At 61.9% G+C, this 18975-nt stretch carries 16 protein-coding genes and 1 pseudogene; 7 read left to right on the top strand and 10 right to left on the bottom strand.

All coding sequences use genetic code 11. The annotated features are described in order from the left end of the window. Positions 1 to 170 precede the first annotated feature (170 nt). Positions 171 to 1424: an OprD family porin gene (locus AO356_RS04905; protein WP_060738817.1), complete on the bottom strand. Its 1254-nt coding sequence runs from the start codon at positions 1422 to 1424 to the stop codon at positions 171 to 173. A gap of 994 nt (positions 1425 to 2418) precedes the next feature. On the opposite strand from AO356_RS04905, the pseudogene AO356_RS04900 reads away from it, so the two are divergent. Beyond that, positions 2419 to 2785, top strand: a pseudogene (locus AO356_RS04900) (DUF6124 family protein). Between the two features lie 63 nt (positions 2786 to 2848). On the opposite strand, the gene adeC reads toward AO356_RS04900, so the two are convergent. The 3 genes from adeC to AO356_RS04885 are packed head-to-tail and all read right to left on the bottom strand — an operon-like array spanning position 2849 to position 8628. Next, entirely contained in the window at positions 2849 to 4306 is a 1458-nt protein-coding gene (gene adeC, locus AO356_RS04895) for an AdeC/AdeK/OprM family multidrug efflux complex outer membrane factor (protein ID WP_053119222.1), read from the bottom strand. After that, positions 4303 to 7467 (bottom strand): efflux RND transporter permease subunit EmhB, encoded by a 3165-nt coding sequence (emhB, locus tag AO356_RS04890; protein WP_060738816.1) that lies wholly within the window; start codon positions 7465 to 7467, stop codon positions 4303 to 4305. The genes adeC and emhB overlap by 4 nt, the downstream gene beginning before the upstream one ends. A gap of 3 nt (positions 7468 to 7470) precedes the next feature. Further along, positions 7471 to 8628 carry an efflux RND transporter periplasmic adaptor subunit gene (locus tag AO356_RS04885; protein ID WP_060738815.1) on the bottom strand — a complete coding sequence of 386 codons (1158 nt, stop codon included), beginning with the start codon at positions 8626 to 8628 and terminating at the stop codon, positions 7471 to 7473. A gap of 269 nt (positions 8629 to 8897) precedes the next feature. Here AO356_RS04885 and AO356_RS04880 point away from each other — a divergent pair, with 269 nt between their 5' ends. Beyond that, positions 8898 to 9530 carry a TetR family transcriptional regulator gene (locus tag AO356_RS04880; protein WP_060738814.1) on the top strand — a complete coding sequence of 211 codons (633 nt, stop codon included), beginning with the start codon at positions 8898 to 8900 and terminating at the stop codon, positions 9528 to 9530. 213 nt (positions 9531 to 9743) lie between these two features. Here the strand turns inward: AO356_RS04880 and AO356_RS04875 are convergent, their stop codons facing one another. From AO356_RS04875 to AO356_RS04860, 4 genes are all read right to left on the bottom strand, one after another. Next, positions 9744 to 10259 carry a hypothetical protein gene (locus AO356_RS04875; RefSeq protein WP_060738813.1) on the bottom strand — a complete coding sequence of 172 codons (516 nt, stop codon included), beginning with the start codon at positions 10257 to 10259 and terminating at the stop codon, positions 9744 to 9746. A 322-nt stretch (positions 10260 to 10581) separates the two neighbouring features. Further along, positions 10582 to 11631 carry an alkene reductase gene (locus AO356_RS04870; protein ID WP_060738812.1) on the bottom strand — a complete coding sequence of 350 codons (1050 nt, stop codon included), beginning with the start codon at positions 11629 to 11631 and terminating at the stop codon, positions 10582 to 10584. Positions 11632 to 11663: 32 nt separating this feature from the next. Continuing rightward, positions 11664 to 12830, bottom strand: coding sequence for an MFS transporter (locus tag AO356_RS04865; protein ID WP_018607025.1), 1167 nt, complete (start codon positions 12828 to 12830; stop codon positions 11664 to 11666). Positions 12831 to 12847: 17 nt separating this feature from the next. Beyond that, on the bottom strand, positions 12848 to 13150 hold the full coding sequence (locus AO356_RS04860; protein WP_003198672.1) for an ArsR/SmtB family transcription factor: 303 nt from the start codon (positions 13148 to 13150) through the stop codon (positions 12848 to 12850). 159 nt (positions 13151 to 13309) lie between these two features. Here AO356_RS04860 and AO356_RS04855 point away from each other — a divergent pair, with 159 nt between their 5' ends. Beyond that, positions 13310 to 13894, top strand: a complete 585-nt coding sequence (locus tag AO356_RS04855; RefSeq protein WP_060738811.1) for an ACP phosphodiesterase — start codon at positions 13310 to 13312, stop codon at positions 13892 to 13894. Positions 13895 to 14014: 120 nt separating this feature from the next. Here AO356_RS04855 and AO356_RS04850 read toward each other — a convergent pair whose 3' ends face one another. After that, the gene (locus AO356_RS04850; protein ID WP_060738810.1) at positions 14015 to 14806 is read right to left on the bottom strand and encodes a lysophospholipid acyltransferase family protein; all 792 of its coding nucleotides are present in this window, start codon (positions 14804 to 14806) and stop codon (positions 14015 to 14017) included. Next, entirely contained in the window at positions 14806 to 15561 is a 756-nt protein-coding gene (olsB, locus tag AO356_RS04845) for an L-ornithine N(alpha)-acyltransferase (RefSeq protein ID WP_060738809.1), read from the bottom strand. The genes AO356_RS04850 and olsB overlap by 1 nt, the downstream gene beginning before the upstream one ends. A gap of 145 nt (positions 15562 to 15706) precedes the next feature. Here olsB and AO356_RS04840 point away from each other — a divergent pair, with 145 nt between their 5' ends. The 4 genes from AO356_RS04840 (at position 15707) to AO356_RS04825 (ending at position 18974) form a co-directional block, all read left to right on the top strand. Further along, the gene (locus AO356_RS04840; protein ID WP_060738808.1) at positions 15707 to 16579 is read left to right on the top strand and encodes a hypothetical protein; all 873 of its coding nucleotides are present in this window, start codon (positions 15707 to 15709) and stop codon (positions 16577 to 16579) included. A 178-nt stretch (positions 16580 to 16757) separates the two neighbouring features. Beyond that, complete coding sequence (locus tag AO356_RS04835; RefSeq protein WP_060738807.1) at positions 16758 to 17852, top strand: serine hydrolase domain-containing protein; 1095 nt, start codon at positions 16758 to 16760, stop codon at positions 17850 to 17852. Beyond that, entirely contained in the window at positions 17849 to 18160 is a 312-nt protein-coding gene (locus AO356_RS04830) for a hypothetical protein (RefSeq protein WP_060738806.1), read from the top strand. The genes AO356_RS04835 and AO356_RS04830 overlap by 4 nt, the downstream gene beginning before the upstream one ends. A gap of 223 nt (positions 18161 to 18383) precedes the next feature. Continuing rightward, positions 18384 to 18974, top strand: coding sequence for a YceI family protein (locus AO356_RS04825; RefSeq protein WP_060738805.1), 591 nt, complete (start codon positions 18384 to 18386; stop codon positions 18972 to 18974). The last annotated feature ends 1 nt before the right edge of the window (position 18975 follow it).

The following is an 18975-nucleotide window of genomic DNA, read 5'->3' as shown; positions in this document are numbered from 1 at the left end:
GATCGCGGTGGTTCAGTTGATGGGGATGTTGAATGTGATGACGCCATCGCGAGCAAGCTCGCTCCCACACTGGATCTTCAGTGAGCACAAATTTTGTGCGCGGCACTGATCCCTGTGGGAGCGAGCTTGCTCGCGATGACGGTGGTACAACCTCCATCCATGTTTGGCTTCTACAGCAGGCTGATCGGATAGCTGATGATCAATCGGTTCTCATCAAACTCGTTGGTGCTGTAGTCCCGACGCATCGTTGAGTTACGCCACTTCACATTCAGGCTCTTCAGTGCGCCGCTCTGCACGGTATAGGCCAGCTCACTTTCCCGGCCCCATTCCTTGCCATCGTCGACCGTGGCGGTGTGCACGTTGTCACCGCTGATGTAGCGGTTCATCAGGGTCAGGCCCGGCACGCCGACCGCGGCGAAGTTGAAGTCGTGGCGCAGTTGCCAGGATTTTTCCTTGGCGTTGTCATAGCTGGAGTTGTAGCTGTCGTTGGCCAGGGTGCCGCCGCTGGTGCCGTTGACGCGCATCCAGGCATCGTCGCCGCCGACTTTCTGCAGGCCGACGTAGAAGGTGTTGCCGCCGTATTTGGCCGAGAGCATGGCGAACGCGGTTTTGTTGTCCAGGTCGCCGGCCAGGGCGCTGCCGTCTTCCTTGCCGATGAAGTAGCCGAGGTTGGCGCCCAGGGTCCAGTCGCCGATGGGCTGGCTGTGGGTCAGGTTGAAATATTGCTGCTGGTAGATGTCGGACAGTTCCGCGTACCACACACCGACCTGGGTACGTTTTTCGTTGAAGGCGTATTCGCCACCGCCGAAGTTGAAACGATCGGAGGTGAACGCACCGCGGCCGTTCATGGACATGTCTTCCATGCTCGCGTCGTTGCGCGGGCTGTTGCCACGGAACTGGCCGCCGTAGAGGCTCAGGCCGTTGATTTCGGTGGAGGTCACCTGGCCGCCACGGAAGGTTTGCGGCAGGGAGCGGCCGTCGTCGGAACGCAGGATCGGCAGCACCGGCATCCACTCGCCGACCTTCAGCTCGGTCTTCGACACCTTGGCCTTCAGGGCCACGCCCAAACGGCCGAAGTCGTCGGCCGGGCGACCGTCGTCATGCACCGGAAGCAATTGCGTACCCGCCGTGCCGCGACCGCCGTCGAGCTTGACCGAGTACATCCCCAGTATGTCCACGCCGAAACCGACCGTGCCCTGGGTGAACCCGGACTTGGCGTCGAGGATGAAACTTTGGGTCCACTCTTCGGCCTTGCCCTGGGCGTTGTTCGGGTTGGTGAAGTTGCGATTGAAGTAGAAGTTGCGCAGGTTCAGCGTGGCCTTGGCATCTTCGACAAACCCCGATTCCGCCGCCAGGACTGGCAGGGCGGTACCGCTCAGGGCGACGGCAATGAGGCTGGGGAACAAGTGCTGTGTGGGCTTCATGGGCGTTGTCTCTATTTTTTGTGGACGAAGCGGGTCGTTGCCGCACGTTTTGAAGTGCAGGCGGTAAGGGTGGAGCCAGGGGGGTCAGGGCGATCGGGGATCAGCCGGGCGAGGCGGGGCGTAGGGGCATGGCGTCGAACCTGTTGTTATTGGTTTTGTGCGAGGGATGGTGAAGGGCGGCCCGGGATCGGTTCAATTGCCGTTTGCGGGTTTTGGGCGATTATCGAACAGCAAAAAGGGTCGATTGGTTGGATGAAGAGCCTGTGGGAGCGAGCTTACTCGCGATGGCGGCCTGACAGCCGACCTGATTCTGGCATCTGGACTCCGATCCAATGTGGGAGCGAGCTTGCTCGCGAAGACGATGGCACAGTCGTTGAAGATGTTGAATGCTCCGGCCTCTTCGCGAGCAAGCTCGCTCCCACAGGGAAAACGCGGTCCCACCAAGAACCAGGTCGGCTACTAGGCCGCCTCGCGGTGGACGTTGATCTTGGCGCCCCATTAACCACGCTGGCTGAACGAAGGTATTGCGCAGTGGGCAACCCGGCATGGATGCCGGGATAGCCGCGCTGGGCCATGGATGGCCCTTCGCGGCGGCCCACGGAGCAATGCCTTCGTTCAGGCATGCCGAGCCTAGGCGAGGCACCGAGTGGTGGGGCAAAAGCGCTTTGCTTACTTTCGCGCTCTTCGAAAGTGAGCCGCCGTAAGGGCGGAACCCTAAGTGGCCGTTACCGCAGGAATGGATATGTACTCGATCAACAATTTTCTGGCCGTAAGGCCGCCATCGCGAGCAAGCTCGCTCCCACAAGATTTGTGGCCGGTCTGACAGACGCGGCGATTTTTCCGACGAGGTTTTAAGGTTGCTGCTCGGAAGCGGTATCTCTAGCTTGTACGTGTCGCTGCCAATCAAGCGACCGGGACTGCAAGCCCGCCGAATTCGTTAGGCGCCAGCGCCCGGGCCCACGTCTCGGGCTCCAATTGATGCAGGAGCGCCGTTATGAAAAAACACCATCCTTCTTCGCCATCAGAGAGCACTTTTCCCTACAACGACCCCGATCCAGAAAAGCTCCAAGAGGCCGCAGGCCGAGCACTCGATTACCATCTGGGCAACCCACCCTGATCCCAAACCCAAAACCTCAACACAGGTCTTCACCGTCATCGATACCATCGACACGGAGTGACTCCTGGCCAATCTCAGCGAAACCCTGGCCTCGGCCAATGCCATGGTCAGTGACCTGGCGTTCGAGTTGGAGGGCTCGCGGCGGCATGTCGCGCTCGGCGTGGCGCAGATGATCGAGCTGAGTGAATTGTTGGCTAATCGTGCGCTGGATATCGTCGACCCGCGTTCGCCAAGTCGGAGTTGAAGCAGGCACAAACAAAAAAGCCCACCTTTCGGTGGGCTTCGTGTTTCAGCGGTCAGGCATCCATCAGAACAACTTCATCTTCGGCGCTTCTTCTTTCACCGGTTCGTTCTTGCCCGTCTCGGCATTCCAACCACCGCCCAGTGCCTTGTACAAATTGACCTCGCTGGTCAGTTGCGCAAGGCGGTCAGTGATCAGCGACTGTTGCGCGCTGAACAACTGGCGTTGGGCGTCGAGGAAGGTCAGGTTGCTGTCGACGCCGATGCGGTAGCGACGCTCGGCCAGGCGGTAGTAGTCCTGGTTGGCGGCAACGAAGTCGGTCTGGGCCTGCAACTGTTCGTTGTAGGTCTGGCGTGCGGCCAGGCCGTCGGAGACTTCCTGGAACGCTGTCTGAATCGACTTCTCGTACTGCGCGACGTTGATGTCTTTCTGGATCTTGGCGTAGTCCAGGCTCGCTCGCAGGCTGCCGGCGTTGAAGATCGGCAGGTTGATCTGCGGCGCGAAGGTCCAGGTGCCCGAACCGCCCTTGAACAGGCCGGACAGGTCCGGGCTCAAGGTGCCGGCGTTGGCCGTCAGGCTGATGCTCGGGAAGAACGCGGCCCGCGCGGCGCCGATGTTGGCGTTGGCGGCCAGCAGGTTGCGTTCGGCCTGGAGGATGTCCGGACGACGTTGCAGCAGGTCCGACGGCAGCCCGGCCGGCACTTCGCTGAGCAGGTCATCGCTCAACGGTTGCGAGTTCAGGTTGGCCGGCAGGCCGGTGCCCAGCAGCAGGGTCAGGCTGTTTTCGTCCTGGGCGACCTGGCGAGTGTAGCGGGCCAGTTGCACACGGGCGTTTTCCACCGCGGTACGCGCCTGGCTCAGGTCCAGGGCCGAGGCCACGCCGACTTCGGCGCTGCGCGAGGTCAGCTTGAAGCTTTGCTCGTAGGCCCCGAGGGTTTCCTGGGTCAGCTTGAGCAGTTCCTTGTCGGCCTGCCAGGTCAGGTAGGCATTGGCGACGTTGGCCACCAGGCTGATCTGGGTGCTGCGGCGGGCTTCTTCGGTGGCGAAGTAGCTTTGCAATGCTTGCTCGCTCAGGCTGCGAACCCGACCGAACAGGTCCAGTTCATAGGCGCTGATGCCCAAGGTTGCCGAATAGGAACTGCTGATCGCCGCTTCGCCGGTTTGCGAAGCCCGTGCCGGTACCCGCTGGCGACTACCGGAGCCGGTGGCCGAGACGGCCGGGAACAGGTCCGCGCGCTGGATGCGGTATTGCGCGGCGTAGGCATCGATGTTCAGCGCCGCGACACGCAGGTCGCGGTTGTTTTCCAAGGCGACCTGGATCAGCTGTTGCAACGCCGGGTCATGGAAAAACTGTTTCCAGCCTTGCTCGGCGGCGGCCTGGCCGGGCGCATTGGCCGCCTCGTAGGCCGGCCCTTGCGGGTATTGCGCCGCGACCGGTGCTTCGGGCCGCTGATAGTCGGGGATCAGCGAGCAGCCGCTGAGCACGACGGCGGCGATGGTCAGGGAGAGGAGCGACTTGCTCATTGGCCAGCCTCTTTAGAAGTTTCAGGAGTATCGTCCTGGTCCGCATTTTTGCGGCGACCTATCGACGACACGGTCACGAAGAACAAGGGCACCCAGAAAATCGCCAGGATGGTAGCGGTCAACATGCCGCCGATCACACCGGTGCCAATGGCGTGTTGGCTGCCCGAGCCGGCGCCGGTGGAAATCGCCAGCGGGACCACGCCGAGGACGAACGCCAGCGAGGTCATGATAATCGGCCGCAGACGCATCCTACAGGCTTCGATGGCGGCTTCCACCAGCGTTCGTCCCTGTTCGTGAAGTTCCTTGGCGAACTCCACGATCAGAATGGCGTTTTTCGCCGCCAGGCCGATGGTTGTCAACAGGCCCACCTGGAAGTACACATCGTTGGACAGGCCGCGCAAGCTGGTGGCCATCAAGGCACCGATGATCCCCAGTGGCACCACGAGCATGACCGCGATCGGAATCGACCAACTCTCATACAGCGCCGCCAGGCACAGGAACACCATCAGCAGCGACAAGGCATACAACGCCGGCGCCTGGGAACCCGACAGGCGTTCCTCATAGGACAGGCCCGTCCAGGAAATACCGACACCGGCCGGCAGCTTCTTGGCGATGGCTTCGACTTCGGCCATGGCTTCACCGGTGGAGTAACCCGGTGCCGGGGTACCGAGGATCTCCATCGCTTCCACGCCGTTGTAACGCGCCAGTTTCGGCGAGCCGTAGACCCACTCGCCCTTGGCGAACGCAGAGAACGGCACCATGGTCCCGGCGCTGTTGCGCACGTACCACTTCTGCAGGTCCTCGGGGCTCATGCGCGAGTTCGGCTGGCCCTGGACGTACACCCGTTTCACCCGACCACGGTCGATGAAGTCGTTCACATAGTTACTGCCCAGTGCAATCGACAGGGTGTTGTTGATCTCCGAGAGCGTGATGCCCAGCGCGCTGGCTTTCTCGTCATCGATTTCCAACTGGTATTGCGGTTCATCGTTCAGACCGTTCGGACGTACCTGGGCCAGCACCTTGCTTTGGGACGCCATGCCCAGGAACTGGTTACGGGCTTCCATCAGCTTGTCGTGGCCGATGCCGGCACGGTCCTGCAGGAACACGTCGAAACCGGTGGCGTTACCCAGTTCCATCACCGCCGGCGGGGCGAAGGCGAACACCATGGCGTCGCGGAAGGTGAAGAAGTGTTGCTGGGCGCGGCCAGCGATCTTGAACACGGTGTTGTCAGCGTTACGCTCTTCCCACGGCTTGAGCATGATGAATGCCAGGCCCGAGCTTTGGCCACGACCGGCGAAGTTGAAGCCGGTCACGGTGAACACCGAGGCCACACCGTCGCCTTCGCCGCCGTCCTTGCTGGGGCGCAGCAGGAACTCGCGCATGTTGTCCACCACCACCTGGGTGCGCTCGGCACTGGAGCCGGCCGGTGTCTGTACCTGGGCAAACAGCACGCCCTGGTCTTCTTCCGGCAGGAACGCTGTCGGGATACGGGTGAACAGCCAGACCATGCCGACCACGATGATCACGTAGGCCAGCAGGTACGGGGCCTTGTGCTTGAGCATGTTGCCCACGCCACGTTCGTAGCTCCTGACGCCACGGTCGAAGCTGCGGTTGAACCAGCCGAAGAAGCCGCGTTTCGGCGTGCCGTGCTCGCCTTTCGGAATGGCCTTGAGCATGGTGGCGCACAGGGCAGGGGTGAAGATCAGTGCCACCAGTACCGACAGGGCCATGGCCGAGACGATGGTGATGGAGAACTGCTTGTAGATCACACCGGTGGACCCGCCGAAGAACGCCATCGGCAGCAGTACCGCCGAGAGCACCAGGGCGATACCCACCAGGGCCCCCTGGATCTGGCCCATGGATTTTTTCGTGGCTTCCTTGGGCGACAGGCCTTCTTCGCTCATCACCCGTTCGACGTTTTCCACCACGACGATGGCGTCGTCCACCAGCAAGCCGATGGCCAGCACCATGCCGAACATGGTCAGGGTGTTGATACTGAAGCCGAATGCCGCGAGGATCCCGAAGGTGCCCAGCAGTACCACCGGCACGGTCATCGTGGTGATGATGGTGGCGCGGAAATTCTGCAGGAACAGGAACATCACCAGGAACACCAGCACGACCGCTTCGACCAGGGTCTCGACCACGCCCTTGATCGATTCGCTCACCACCGGGGTGGTGTCGTACGGGAACACCACTTCCAGGCCTTGCGGGAAGAATGGCTTGAGGTCGTCGACGGTCTTGCGCAGGGCCTTGGCCGTGTCGAGGGCGTTGGCGCCGGTGGCGAGCCTCACCGCCAGCCCGGAAGCCGGGAGGCCGTTGAACTGGGCGTTGATGCTGTAGTTTTCACCGCCGAGGGCGACATCCGCCACATCGCCGACACGCACTTGCGAGCCGTCCGGATTGACCTTGAGCAAGATGGCCTTGAACTGCTCGGCGGTCTGCAGGCGGGTCTTGCCGATGATGGTGGCGTTCAGTTGCTGGCCGGGCATGGCAGGCAGGCCGCCGAGCTGGCCGGAGGCGATCTGGACGTTCTGCGCGGAAATGGCCGTGCTCACATCCACCGGGGTCAGGTTGAAGTTGTTCAACTTGGCCGGGTCGAGCCAGATGCGCATGGCGTACTGGGCGCCGAACACCTGGAAGTCACCGACACCGGCGGTGCGCGAGATCGGGTCCTGCATGTTGGACACGATGTAGTTGGACAAGTCTTCCCGGGTCATGCTGCCGTCACGCGACACCACGCCGATCACCATCAGGAAGTTTCTCACTGACTTGGTGACGCGGATGCCCTGTTGCTGCACTTCTTGCGGCAGCAATGGAGTGGCCAGGTTCAGCTTGTTCTGGACCTGGACCTGGGCGGTATCGGAGTTGGTGCCCTGCTCGAAGGTCGCGGTGATGGTCATGCTGCCGTCGGAGTTACTTTCCGAGGACACATAACGCAGGTTGTCGATACCGTTGAGCTGCTGCTCGATGACCTGCACCACGGTGTCCTGCACGGTCTGCGCGGACGCACCCGGGTAGGTCACCTGGATGGCAATGGCCGGCGGTGCGATGCTCGGGTACTGGTTGATCGGCAATTTGAGAATCGATAGAGCCCCGACCAGCATGATCACCAGGGCGATCACCCAGGCGAAAATCGGACGGTCGATGAAAAATTTCGACATGGTTTACTCCCCTTTGCCGCCGGCGGCTTTATCAGCTGCCTTTGCGGGGGCCGGGTTCTTGGTGCCTACGTTGGTGGCTTCGGTGGCCTTGACCTCCACGCCAGGGCGGACGAACTGCAACCCTTCGGTGATCAGGCGATCGCCGGCCTTGAGCCCGTCTTCGATCAGCCACTGGCTGCCGACGGTGCGGCTGGCCTTGAGCTGGCGCAGCTCGACCTTGTTGTCCGCACCCACCACCAGCGCGGTTGGCGCGCCCTTGAGGTCGCGGGTCACGCCTTGTTGCGGTGCCAGGATCGCCGCGCTGTTCACACCGGCCTGCAATTGGGCGTGGACGAACATGCCCGGCAGCAGGGTGTGGTCAGGGTTGGGGAATACGGCGCGCAAGGTCACGGAGCCGGTGGTCTGGTCAACCGACACTTCAGAGAACTCCAGCTTGCCTTCGTGCGGATACTGGCTGCCGTCTTCCAGGGTCAGCTTGACCATGGCTGCGTTCTCGCCGGCCTTTTGCAAACGGCCGCTTTCCAGTTCGCGGCGCAGTTGCAGCAGCTCGACCGAGCTCTGCGTCACGTCGACATAGATCGGGTCCAGTTGCTGAATGGTTGCCAGGGCATCAGCCTGGCCGTTGCTCACCAGCGCACCCTCGGTGACCGAGGAGCGGCCGATGCGACCGGAAATCGGTGCGTAGACCTTGGTGTAGCGCACGTTGATCTGGGCCGTCTGCAGATTGGCTTCCGATTCCAGGCGATTGGCCACGGCGGTATCGTATTCCTGACGGCTCACCGCCTGCTCATCCACCAGTTGCTTGTAGCGGTCGGCAATCGACTTGGTGGAGCGCAGGTTGGCCTCGGCGCTCTTGAGGGTCGCTTCGTAGACCGCAGGGTCGATCTGGTACAGCTGCTGGCCGGCCTTGACGTCGGCGCCTTCCTTGAACAGACGCTTGAGAATGATGCCGTTGACCTGTGGCCGTACTTCGGCGACGCGGAACGCGCTGGTGCGGCCCGGCAGTTCCGAGGTCAAGGTGAAGGGCTGGGTCTTGAGGGTTACGACGCCGACCTGAGGAGGGGGCGGTGCAGGCGCAGCCTCTTCCTTTTTGCATCCACTGAGCAGCGATGCCAGGGCGATGGCGGTAACCAGAGCGGTAACAGCTGGCTTGAATTGCATGGAAATCCTCGGGTCCAGGCGCGCAAGGGGCGCACTCGAAGGTGGAAGGTAAAAAAGCAGCAGTAATTCAATTAGTAGGATGCTAAGAAATATACTTACGTACACGGTTGTTTGTAAACAGCCAAATTGCGTAATATCCGGATTTACAAAAGCCTGACAAAGGGCCTGAGTAGATCGGAGGGGACGCGCTTCAAGCGACGTCGCCTCGTATTTTGCTCTGCTGATTCTTACGCATTGCTGACGCAATCCTGATTGAGGTGTTTACTGCCATGGTCCGTCGTACCAAAGAGGAAGCCCAGGAGACTCGCAGCCAGATAGTCGAAGCGGCCGAAAAGGCGTTCTTCGAGCGAGGCGTGGCCCGCACCACTCTGGCGGATATCGCGACGCTGGCCGGCGTGACGCGCGGTGCTATCTATTGGCATTTCAGCAACAAGGCGGACCTGCTCCAGGCCATGCTCGATACCTTGCATGAGCCGCTCGATGACCTGGCCCGCGCCAGTGAGAATGAAGAGGAGCTTGACCCGCTGGGCTGTACGCGCAAGCTGCTGGTGCAATTGTTTCAACAAGTTGCCCTGGACCCGAAGACCCGACGCATTAATGAGATTCTGTTCCATAAGTGTGAATTCACCGATGAAATGTGCGATCTGCGCCAGCAGCGGCGCCAGGTCAGTCTCGACTGTAATGTGCGTATTGCCTTGTCGTTGCGCAATGCGATGAATCGTGGCCAGCTACCGGCGGACCTGGAACCGGAAAGGGCGGCGATTGCCCTGCATGCCTATGTCGACGGTATTCTTTATCAGTGGCTGCTGGCCCCCGATAGCTTCCCCCTGGCCGGTGAGGCTGAGCGCTGGGTGGATATCGGGCTGGATATGCTGCGCCTGAGCCCTAGCCTGCGCAAATGAAACAAAATGCGTAATTGCTTCGGCTTGTTTCATGACAAGAGTTCGAAATAGCTTTTATAAACTGAATGCTGTCGTGGTTGAAAGGCAATCATGAACAAATTTTGTAGGGGATTTGTTTCGTGACCGGCAGCGACTCCGTCGGCTCCCGATCCCACGGAGTAAGCTTGCAGGAGAATCGCCGGCTCATGTCAACGTCTTGGCGGGGCCGCAGGCTCACCGACCTGGTTCGATAATGAGGCGAACGGTGTAGTTGAAGGGGGGCTCAAGCATCTTCCGGGAAATTTCCGAGCGGCACGTGTATTCGCCATTGCCGGTGTAAGTCGTCCTGCTCTTCCAAGTGGGCTTATAGCTGGGTTCCAAAACGCCAGGCACGATGGAGACCTGCAAGCGAGTGTGCATTTGACATTCAAAGTTGAAATGGCTCATTTCATAATTAAGGACCAGTTCGACAGGTTTGACTTTTTTTAATGTCGGGCGCCAGCCGGCTCCGGGGTAGGTGTAATCCCTGAAGTGCTCGATATGGAATCTATAACTTGATGTTGGATCGATGTCGTGGGCGCTCAAGGAAAAATCCTCGGCCTGGGGTGGGTCGGTTAACAGGTTGTTCATTTTCAATGTGCCGCGGGTGTTGTTGGCAATCTCCACGGTCACTTCGGTATTGGCCTGGCTGTGGGCAACCATGGCGGGGCCCAGCAGGAGGGCGAGAATGAAGTTTTTCAGGATGTTCATGGTAAGGCATCTCTCATAAGTACACGGTTCACTGGCGTTCGCCTGCAAACTGATGGTGTCTGGTTAGTGGGTGTTGCTGGAATGTTAAAGTTCTTAATGTGTGGCTGGGTGAAGTGTAAGTTTCAATCCTTTATATCAGTGGTTGGTGCGTTCGAGCGTTATTATTAGCGCCGTTGCGTGATTGAATCCACGCCAGATGAAAGTTGCCTTGTTATTTAATGTTGCTGTTCGCGTTGATTGCGCGTGGCCGAAGTTTTACAGGTATAAAAAAAGCCCCGGCTCTTTCGAGTCGGGGCTTTTTTATAAAACGGCTGGTGCGAGCTTACATCACGGGGTAATCAATGTACCCCACGGGGCCTTTCCCATAGAAAGTTTCAGGATGCGGCTCGTTCAACGGTGCATTGGCCTTCAGGCGTGCCGGCAAGTCCGGGTTGGCAATGAACGGAACCCCGAACGCGACCGCGTCAGCCTTGCCAGCCGCCAGCCAGGCGTTGGCGCTGTCCTTGGTGAAGCGTTCGTTGGCGATGTACGGGCCGCCGAACGCCTGCTTGAGTTGCGGACCGATGCTGTCATCGCCTTCCTTCTCACGGGAGCAGATGAAGGCGATGCCGCGCTTGCCCAGTTCACGGGCCACGTAGCTGAACGTCTCCAGACGGTTTTCGTCGCCCATGTCATGGGAGTCGGCCCGTGGCGCCAGGTGCACGCCCACTCGGCCGGCGCCCCAGACTTCAATGGCTGCGTCGGTCACTTCCAGCAGCAGGCGGGCACGGTTTTCCAGGGAACCGCCGTACTGGTCGGTGCGCTGGTTGGTGCTGCTTTGCAGGAACTGGTCGAGCAGGTAGCCGTTGGCGCCATGGATTTCCACGCCGTCGAAACCCGCGGCCTTGGCATTCTCGGCGCCGACACGGTAGGCGTCGACAATGTCGGCGATTTCAGCGGTTTCCAGTGCGCGCGGCGTCGGGTAGTCGGCCAGGGGGCGAACCAGGCTCACGTGGCCCTTGGGCTGGATCGCGCTGGGCGCCACGGGGGCTTCGCCATTGAGGTATGACGGATGGGAGATCCGGCCCACATGCCACAGTTGCAGGAAGATCTTGCCGCCGGCGCCGTGGATCGCCTTGGTGATGTTGGCCCAGCCGCGCACCTGGTCGTTGGACCAGATGCCCGGGGTGTCCGGGTAGCCCACGCCCATCGGCGTGACGGACGTGGCTTCGCTGAGGATCAGGCCAGCGGAGGCGCGTTGCACGTAGTACTCGGCCATCAGCGCGTTGGGGACGCGGCCTGCGTCGGCGCGGCAGCGGGTGAGTGGAGCCATGATGATGCGGTTCTTCAGCTCGATGTCGCCGAGTTTGATAGGGTCGAAAATAGTCGCCATGAAAATACAACCTCGAAAGTGGAAGGGTTAAATCAATGAGTCGCCGGGGCCAGGTCGGCATTGCCGCCCTGGCGGAAAGTGATCAGGGTGACCAGCAGCGCCAGCACGGCCAGCGCGCCGGCGGCCAGGGGCACGGAGGTCAGGCCCAGGCCATGGTCGATGACGCTGCCGCCGACCCAGGCGCCCAGGGCGTTGCCGATGTTGAAGGCGCCGATGTTCAGGGTGGACACCAGGTTGGGTGCGTCTTTGCCGAAGGTCACCACGTTGACTTGCAGGGCCGGCACGGCAGCGAAGCAGGCGGTGGCCCAGAGGAACAGGGTGATTTCACTGGGGATCAGCGCCACGCTGGTCCAGCTCAGGACGGTGGACACCACGGCCATGGTGAGGAAGACGCCCATCAGGGTGTTCGCCAGGCTCTTGTCCGCCAGCTTGCCGCCGATGATGTTGCCCAGGGTCAGGCCCAGGCCGATCAGCACCAGGGTCCAGGTCACGCCACGGGGCGACACGCCGGTCACTTCGCCCAGCAGCGGGGCGACGTAGGTGAACAGGGTGAACACCGACGCGGAGAACAGCGCGGTCATGCTCAGGGACAGCCACAGGCCGGCGCCTTTGAGCGCTACCAGTTCCGAGCGCATGTCGAGTTTCTCTTCATCGCGCTTGGCTGGCAGGAAACGAATCAGGCCGATCAGCGCAATCACACCGATGACGGTCACCGCCCAGAAGGTCGAACGCCAGCCGGCCTCCTGGCCCAGTGCGGTGCCCAACGGCACGCCGAGCACATTGGCCAGGGTCAGGCCGGTGAACATCAGGGCCACGGCCGAGGCGCGCTTGTTGGGCGCCACCAGGCCGGCGGCCACCACCGAACCGATGCCGAAGAACGCGCCGTGGCACAGGGCGGTGACGACCCGGGCGAACATCAGCACGTTGTAGTCGCTGGCGATCGCGCAGAGCAGGTTGCCGACGATGAAAATCCCCATCAGCGCCACCAGGGCGGCCTTGCGCGGCAGCCGGGCGGTGGCCAGGGCCATGAACGGTGCGCCGATGGCCACGCCCAGGGCGTAGCCGGTCACCAGCCAGCCGGCGCCGGGAATCGACACGCCCAGGTCAGCCGCCACATCGGGCAACAGGCCCATGATGACGAACTCGGTGGTGCCGATGGCGAAGGCGCTCAGGGCCAGGATCAGGAGTGAGAGGGGCATGATGGGTCCTTGTCGGGTCAGAGCTCTTGGCTCATCTGCTTGAGGAACTGCTGGATCACTTCCTCGTTGCGTTTGAAGAAGTGCCATTGACCGACCTTCTGGCTGGTGATCAGCCCCGCCCGTTGCAACACCGCCAAGTGCGCAGACACCGTGGATTGCGACAGGCCGCAACGCTGGTCGATCTGCCCGGCGCAAATGCCGAACTCGTGGTTGTGCAACTGCTCGGGGAACTGGACCTTGGGGTCTTTGAGCCAGTTGAGGATGTCTCGCCGTACTGGGTGCGCCAGGGCTTTTATTATTTCGTCGAGGTCGAGGGTCATGGGTGGCAGGCTCGGGGGGTGAGTAAAACGCTATATCGCGATAGAGCGAACCTTAAATCGTTATTTCGCGATACACCAATATGGATTTGATCTGAATGCCGAACAAATCGCTATATCGGGTTATAACGATATGGGCGCGGGAGTGCTAAGCTGCGGGCCATGAACTATCTCGCGCACCTGCACCTCGGCGGCCCTGGCCGGGAACAACTGCTCGGCAGCCTCTACGGCGACTTCGTCAAAGGGCCGTTGCAAGGGCAGTACGATCCGCAGATCGAAGCGGCGATTGCCCTGCATCGGCGCATCGACATGTACACCGACCGCCATCCCTTGGTGGGCATTGCCCTGTCGCGTTTTTCCACGGTGCGACGGCGCTATGCCGGGATTGTGCTGGACGTGTTTTTCGATCACTGCCTGGCCCGGGACTGGGCGTTGTACGGCGAAGGGCCGCTGGTGGATTTCACGTCCCGTGTCTACCAGGTACTGCGCACCGAACCGCAGTTGCCAGGGCGCCTGGCACAGATCGCGCCGTATATGGCGGCGGATGACTGGCTGGGGTCTTATCAGGAATTCGACGTGCTGGGGCAGGTACTGCGCGGCATTTCCCGCCGCCTGTCCCGACCCGAGGAACTGGCCGGGGCGATGGCGGAGTTGATCGAGCTTTATGAGCCGCTGAGCGAGGATTTCCGGTTGTTCTACCCTCAGCTTCAGGATTTTGCTCAAAACCAGGTCACGCCGCAGGACTAATTGTGGGAGCGAGCTTGCTCGCGATAGCGGTGTATCAGCCAGTTCATCTGCTGAATGTTAAGCCGCTATCGCGAGCAAGCTCGCTCCCACAAGGGATCCTTCTGCACGAAAGGATCCGGTTCAAGCCGCGATGGCAGGCCGCATCGGCGCTTGCTGTTTCTCGGGAATCGTCCCGAACAACGCCTTGTGCACCGCCTGTTGCGCCTGGAACGCCAGGGCGGCGCGTTCCTGGCCGTGGCAGGCAATCGGTTCCAGCAGATGGATGTGCACGTCGCCCCGATCATTGGCGAACAGGCGCATCAGGTGCGACAGCAAATCATCATCGCCAATGAACGGTGCCAGCGAATCCGGCTCACCGTCGCGCAGGTAACGGATCGCCACTGGCTGCAACGCCACATCGGCATCGATGGCTGCCGACAACAAGCGCCCATGGAACGTGCGCAGGGATCGGCCATCGGTGGTGGTGCCTTCCGGGAACATCAGCAGCGGATGGGCCTGTTCCAGGTGGCGGCTCATTTGTTTGCGGATCAGTTGGCTGTCACCCGACCCGCGCCGGATAAACAGGCTGCCGGCCTTGGCGGCCAGCCATCCGGCCACCGGCCAGGTGCGCACTTCGGCCTTGGACAGGAATGACATCGGTGTGAGCATGCCCAGCAACGGGATGTCAGTCCAGGACACATGGTTACTGACCCACAGCATCGGCCGTTGCGGCAGTTGACCGTGGACGGTGACTGAAAAGGGCAGGGCATGGCTCAGCCGCGCCATGAAGAACCGCGACCAGCGCTGGCGACGGACCATCGAGTTGGCGACCCCCAGGCGTTCGAACAGGCCGAACACGCTGGCCATGCTCAGGCCCAGGGTCACCACCAGCAAGACTCGCGCGATACGCGCGTACACCCGCAACCGGCTCATTACACGGCTGCCTTGAAGTGGCGGGCGTAGCGCGGGCAGAGTTCGTCGCGCTTGAGCAGGATGAACACGTCGGCCACCTGGAAGTCCTCGTCCCAGCACGGCTCGCCGCAAATCTTCGCGCCCAGGCGCATGTAGGCCTTGAGCAGCGGCGGCATTTCGGCGATGACGTTGGACGGTACGTCCAGGCTCGGCAGCGGTTTTTTCGGCACGGCCTGCAGGTGTTCGGTGCACAGGTAGCGTTCGCGCAGGCGCTGCATGATTGCCTGGGCCTGGATGCCGCCATCCTGCATCGGAATGCTCGCGCAGCCCATCAGGTAGCTGTAGCCGCCTTCGTTCAGGACTTCGGCCAGTTCGCCCCAGAGCACCGCGATGGTGCCGCCGTTGCGGTAGGCCGGGTCGACGCAGGTACGACCGATTTCCAGGATCGGGCCCTTGAGATGGACCAGGCCGTGGAGGCTGAATTCTTCTTCGCTGTAGAACCGGCCCAGGCTGCTGGCGGCCTGGTGGTCGAGCAGGCGCGTGGTGGCCACGAGGCGGCCGGTGTTCAGGTCGCGTACGCCGATGTGGGCGCAGTGAACATCATAGTCATCCATGTCCAGACCCTTTTCCGCGCCTTTGAGCTTGGCGTTGAATTCGCCGCTGAAGACGTTGAAGCGCAGGGCCTGGGCTTCTTGCAAGGCGTGGGCGCCGATCAGGCGTTCGGCTTGCAGGCGGCGTTCATTGCCGGTGTCGCTGATGCGGGCGATCTGGGTCATAGCGAATCTCCGTGCGGGCTGTTCAGTTGCAGCCTGTCGACTTTCTTTATGCAGCCATGTTGTGCAAAGTCAGGCTATGTAGCCCCGGTGTCATCGCCATGAAGCTTTGGTGATGCTTATATGACAGCCTTCAAGGAGCCCTCTCATGCCCTGGCACACCCTGATCGAACGTGGCGAGCGCCTACCCACCTATCCGGACCTGGCTGAAGGTTATGCCGCGTTGTTGCAACGCCTGGGGCCGGTGACGCCGTTCGAGTTGGCCGTGGTCGGTGCTCGGTCGATGGCCACGCCGGGGCTGGCGTTCCTGGTGGGGTACCAGGCGGCGCTGCGGGTGCTTTGGCCGAGCGCGCCCCAGAGCCTTGGCGCCCTGTGTGCCACCGAACAACGCAGCTTGCGCCCGGCGGACATGCAAACCCGCCTCGACGATTTGCGCCTGAGCGGGCGCAAGGATTTCGTCACCGCTGGCGACGCCGCCGAGTGGCTGCTGATTGCCGCTCGCAGCGAAGCGCCCGGCGAAACGCCACGACTGAACCTGGCAGTGGCCTATGCGGGCGAGCCTGGCGTGACCCTGGAAAAACTCCCCGCCATGGGCCTGATGCCGGACATCAGCCATGGCCGCGTGCTGCTCGACGGCGCGCTGTGCGAGTTGCTGGCCGGTGATGGCTGGGACGCCTACGTCAAACCGTTCCGCACCCTGGAAGACCTTTATGTACTCAGCGCGATGACGGCCTGGTTGTATGGCGTCGGGCAGGAATGTGCCTGGCCCCAGGTGTTGCAATTGCGCCTGCTGGCGTTGCTTGCCGGCTGCGCGGAGGTGAGTCGCCACAACCCTTCCAGCCCTGCCGGGCATGTGCTGCTGGGCGGGTTGTTCGCCCAGTTCCAAGGGCTCGACGACGAACTCGACGCTGCCCTGGCCGCCGGGCCTGCGGTGTGGCGCGAGATGTGGACGCGGGACAAAGGTGTGATGGACCTTGCGGCGGGGGCGCGGGCCAAGCGGTTGGCCAAGGCGTTGGGATAGCGCTCCAAACGACCATCCATTGTGGGAGCGAGCTTGCTCGCGATAGCGCTGGATCAGCGACAATGATGTTGGCTGACACTCCGCTATCGCGAGCAAGCTCGCTCCCACAGGGGGCACACACTCAAATTGTCATCAAGTCTGCATAGGCTCTGAAGGTTAAAACCTGCGAGCCCCAAGCATGTCCAAAGGCTGGTTCCTGATCCCGCTGCTGATACTCAACCTGAGCGTCCAGGCCGAAGACTGGCCCGGCGAGCAATGGCCAAGCGGCCCGACTCCCAGCGGGCCGGCCATCGAAGCCTTGGAACAATACGCCTTCCCATTCCGGGACGACGCGAGCCGTGAGGGCATCCGTACCGATGCGCTGCTGGTGATCCAGGACGGTCGACTGGTCTATGAACGCTACGCCGGGCCGACCACCGCCCAGACCCCGCACCTGACCTGGTCCATCAGCAAAAGTCTGTTGGCGACGGTGTTCGGCGTGGCCTACGGCGAACAGCGCTTTGCCCTGGACGATCCGGCAGCCAAGTACTACCCACCCCTGAACCGGCACCCGGGCCTGACCCTGGCCGATCTTTTCCACTGGGCGTCTGGCCTGGATTGGCAGGAGGACTACGAATACGCGCCGCTCAAGTCCTCGGTGGTGGCGATGCTCTATACCCGCGGGCGTCATGACATGGCGGCGTTTACCGCACGGCATGAAAGCTTCAGCCCCCCGGGGCAGGCGTTTCGTTATTCCAGCGGTGACAGCAACCTGTTGGCGGCGGCCCTGAAAAACATCGTCGGTGCGGCACGCTATCCCGATTATCCCTGGACGGCCCTGTTCGAGCCCCTGGGCATCCGCCACGCGACTTGGGAAACCGACGCCAGCGGCACGTTCGTGGGATCGTCCTATGCCTACCTCACGGCGCGGGACCTGGCGCGTGTCGGGTTGTTGATGCAACGGGACGGCCGCTGGGGCGAACGGCAACTGATCCCCAAGGATTGGGTCGCGTTCAGCCGCGAACCGTTCGTGCACTTCCAGGCCGGCCAGGACGAAGCCGTGCCGGGCGGGCACTGGTGGCTCAACCGCGGCGCCGATCCGGCGCTCCACCCCTGGCCCGATGCGCCGCCGGATACCTTCGCCGCGCTGGGCCATTGGGGCCAGGCGCTGTACGTCATCCCCAGCGCCAGACTGGTGATAGTGCGCTACGGCGACGACCGCGACGGCAGCTATCGCCATAACGAACTGCTCAAGCGCGCCATGGCGGCGTTCGCTGGGAAGGGGCAGCCATGAAGCGCAAAATCCTGCTGACCTTGCTGTCGGTGCTACTCATTGCCCTGTTCAGTTGGGTCTGGCTGGAGCGGGTGGCATTGCAGGCTTTCCCCGACATCATCAGTGCCTACACCGCCAAGGAATACTGCTCGTGCCGCTATGTGATGCAGCAACCGGCCGAGTATTGTCGGGGTTTTGTGAAGCAGGCAGTGCCCATCCGCGATTTTCTCGAGACCGTTGAAGCCAAGCGCGTCACCGTCAGCGGGTTGGGGCGCAGCAACAGTGCGCAATGGTTGGGAGAGCGGCAGGGGTGTCGGTTGGAGCCCTGAACTAACCTTTGGAAACATGGCCTCACGTCGATCCTATTGTGGGAGCAAGGCTTGCCCGCGATGGCGATGTTGAAAACGCCATCGCGGGCAAGCCTTGCTCCCACAGATAAACCTCTTGCCCCCAGGTTCTCTGTATTCCTGGGCGGTTGTTGAAACAGACAGTTTGCAAGCGCCCTCGGCCCGGTTAAGGTTCGCCACAGGTTTATCTGCCCCCCGAGTGTGTATGTTCAAGCGGTTTTTCCCTCACGCGGTCGCCAGCCTGCTGCTGGCCTGCGCAGCGTTGCCGGCCCAGGCCGACTGGTACCTGGACGGCGAGTCGTCGCGGCTGTCGTTTATCAGCAGCAAAAACGGCAACGTTTCCGAGGTCCAGCGTTTCCTGGTGCTGCACGGTCAAGTCCAGCCCGACGGCTTGGCGCGCCTGGAAGTGGAGCTGGAATCCATCAACAGCGGCATTCCCCTGCGGGACGAGCGCATGCGCGCCGAGTTGTTCCAGATCAAGCAATTCGCCGAAGCCACCGTTACCGCCAAGATCGACCTGGCACCGATCCAGGACCTGGCCAATGGCGCGCAGTTGGAGTTGCGCCTGCCGCTGACGGTGAACCTGCACGGCAAGCAGCATGAGTACCCCGTCGAACTGCTGGCGACGCGCCTGGATGAACGCCGCTTCCAAGTGGTGACCCTGGAGCCGGTGGTGCTCAACGCGGCGGATTTCGATCTGGCGCCGGGCCTGGAAAAGCTCCGCAACCTGGCCGGTTTGTCGGCCATCAGCCTGTCGGTGCCGGTGAATGCGGTGCTGATCTTCACGGCGCGCTGAC

The organism is Pseudomonas fluorescens, assembly GCF_001307275.1.
Taxonomy (GTDB): Bacteria; Pseudomonadota; Gammaproteobacteria; order Pseudomonadales; family Pseudomonadaceae; genus Aquipseudomonas; species Aquipseudomonas fluorescens_AA.
The sequence above is the reverse complement of the archived record's forward strand: the minus strand, read 5'-3'. Positions and strand labels throughout refer to the sequence as shown.

Coding starts and splice junctions, on each gene's coding strand:
- AO356_RS04905 (WP_060738817.1), bottom strand. CDS start 1,424: ATGAAGCCCACACAGCACTTGTTCCCCAGCCTCATTGCCGTCGCCCTG.
- adeC (WP_053119222.1), bottom strand. CDS start 4,306: ATGAGCAAGTCGCTCCTCTCCCTGACCATCGCCGCCGTCGTGCTCAGC.
- emhB (WP_060738816.1), bottom strand. CDS start 7,467: ATGTCGAAATTTTTCATCGACCGTCCGATTTTCGCCTGGGTGATCGCC.
- AO356_RS04885 (WP_060738815.1), bottom strand. CDS start 8,628: ATGCAATTCAAGCCAGCTGTTACCGCTCTGGTTACCGCCATCGCCCTG.
- AO356_RS04880 (WP_060738814.1), top strand. CDS start 8,898: ATGGTCCGTCGTACCAAAGAGGAAGCCCAGGAGACTCGCAGCCAGATA.
- AO356_RS04875 (WP_060738813.1), bottom strand. CDS start 10,259: ATGAACATCCTGAAAAACTTCATTCTCGCCCTCCTGCTGGGCCCCGCC.
- AO356_RS04870 (WP_060738812.1), bottom strand. CDS start 11,631: ATGGCGACTATTTTCGACCCTATCAAACTCGGCGACATCGAGCTGAAG.
- AO356_RS04865 (WP_018607025.1), bottom strand. CDS start 12,830: ATGCCCCTCTCACTCCTGATCCTGGCCCTGAGCGCCTTCGCCATCGGC.
- AO356_RS04860 (WP_003198672.1), bottom strand. CDS start 13,150: ATGACCCTCGACCTCGACGAAATAATAAAAGCCCTGGCGCACCCAGTA.
- AO356_RS04855 (WP_060738811.1), top strand. CDS start 13,310: ATGAACTATCTCGCGCACCTGCACCTCGGCGGCCCTGGCCGGGAACAA.
- AO356_RS04850 (WP_060738810.1), bottom strand. CDS start 14,806: ATGAGCCGGTTGCGGGTGTACGCGCGTATCGCGCGAGTCTTGCTGGTG.
- olsB (WP_060738809.1), bottom strand. CDS start 15,561: ATGACCCAGATCGCCCGCATCAGCGACACCGGCAATGAACGCCGCCTG.
- AO356_RS04840 (WP_060738808.1), top strand. CDS start 15,707: ATGCCCTGGCACACCCTGATCGAACGTGGCGAGCGCCTACCCACCTAT.
- AO356_RS04835 (WP_060738807.1), top strand. CDS start 16,758: ATGTCCAAAGGCTGGTTCCTGATCCCGCTGCTGATACTCAACCTGAGC.
- AO356_RS04830 (WP_060738806.1), top strand. CDS start 17,849: ATGAAGCGCAAAATCCTGCTGACCTTGCTGTCGGTGCTACTCATTGCC.
- AO356_RS04825 (WP_060738805.1), top strand. CDS start 18,384: ATGTTCAAGCGGTTTTTCCCTCACGCGGTCGCCAGCCTGCTGCTGGCC.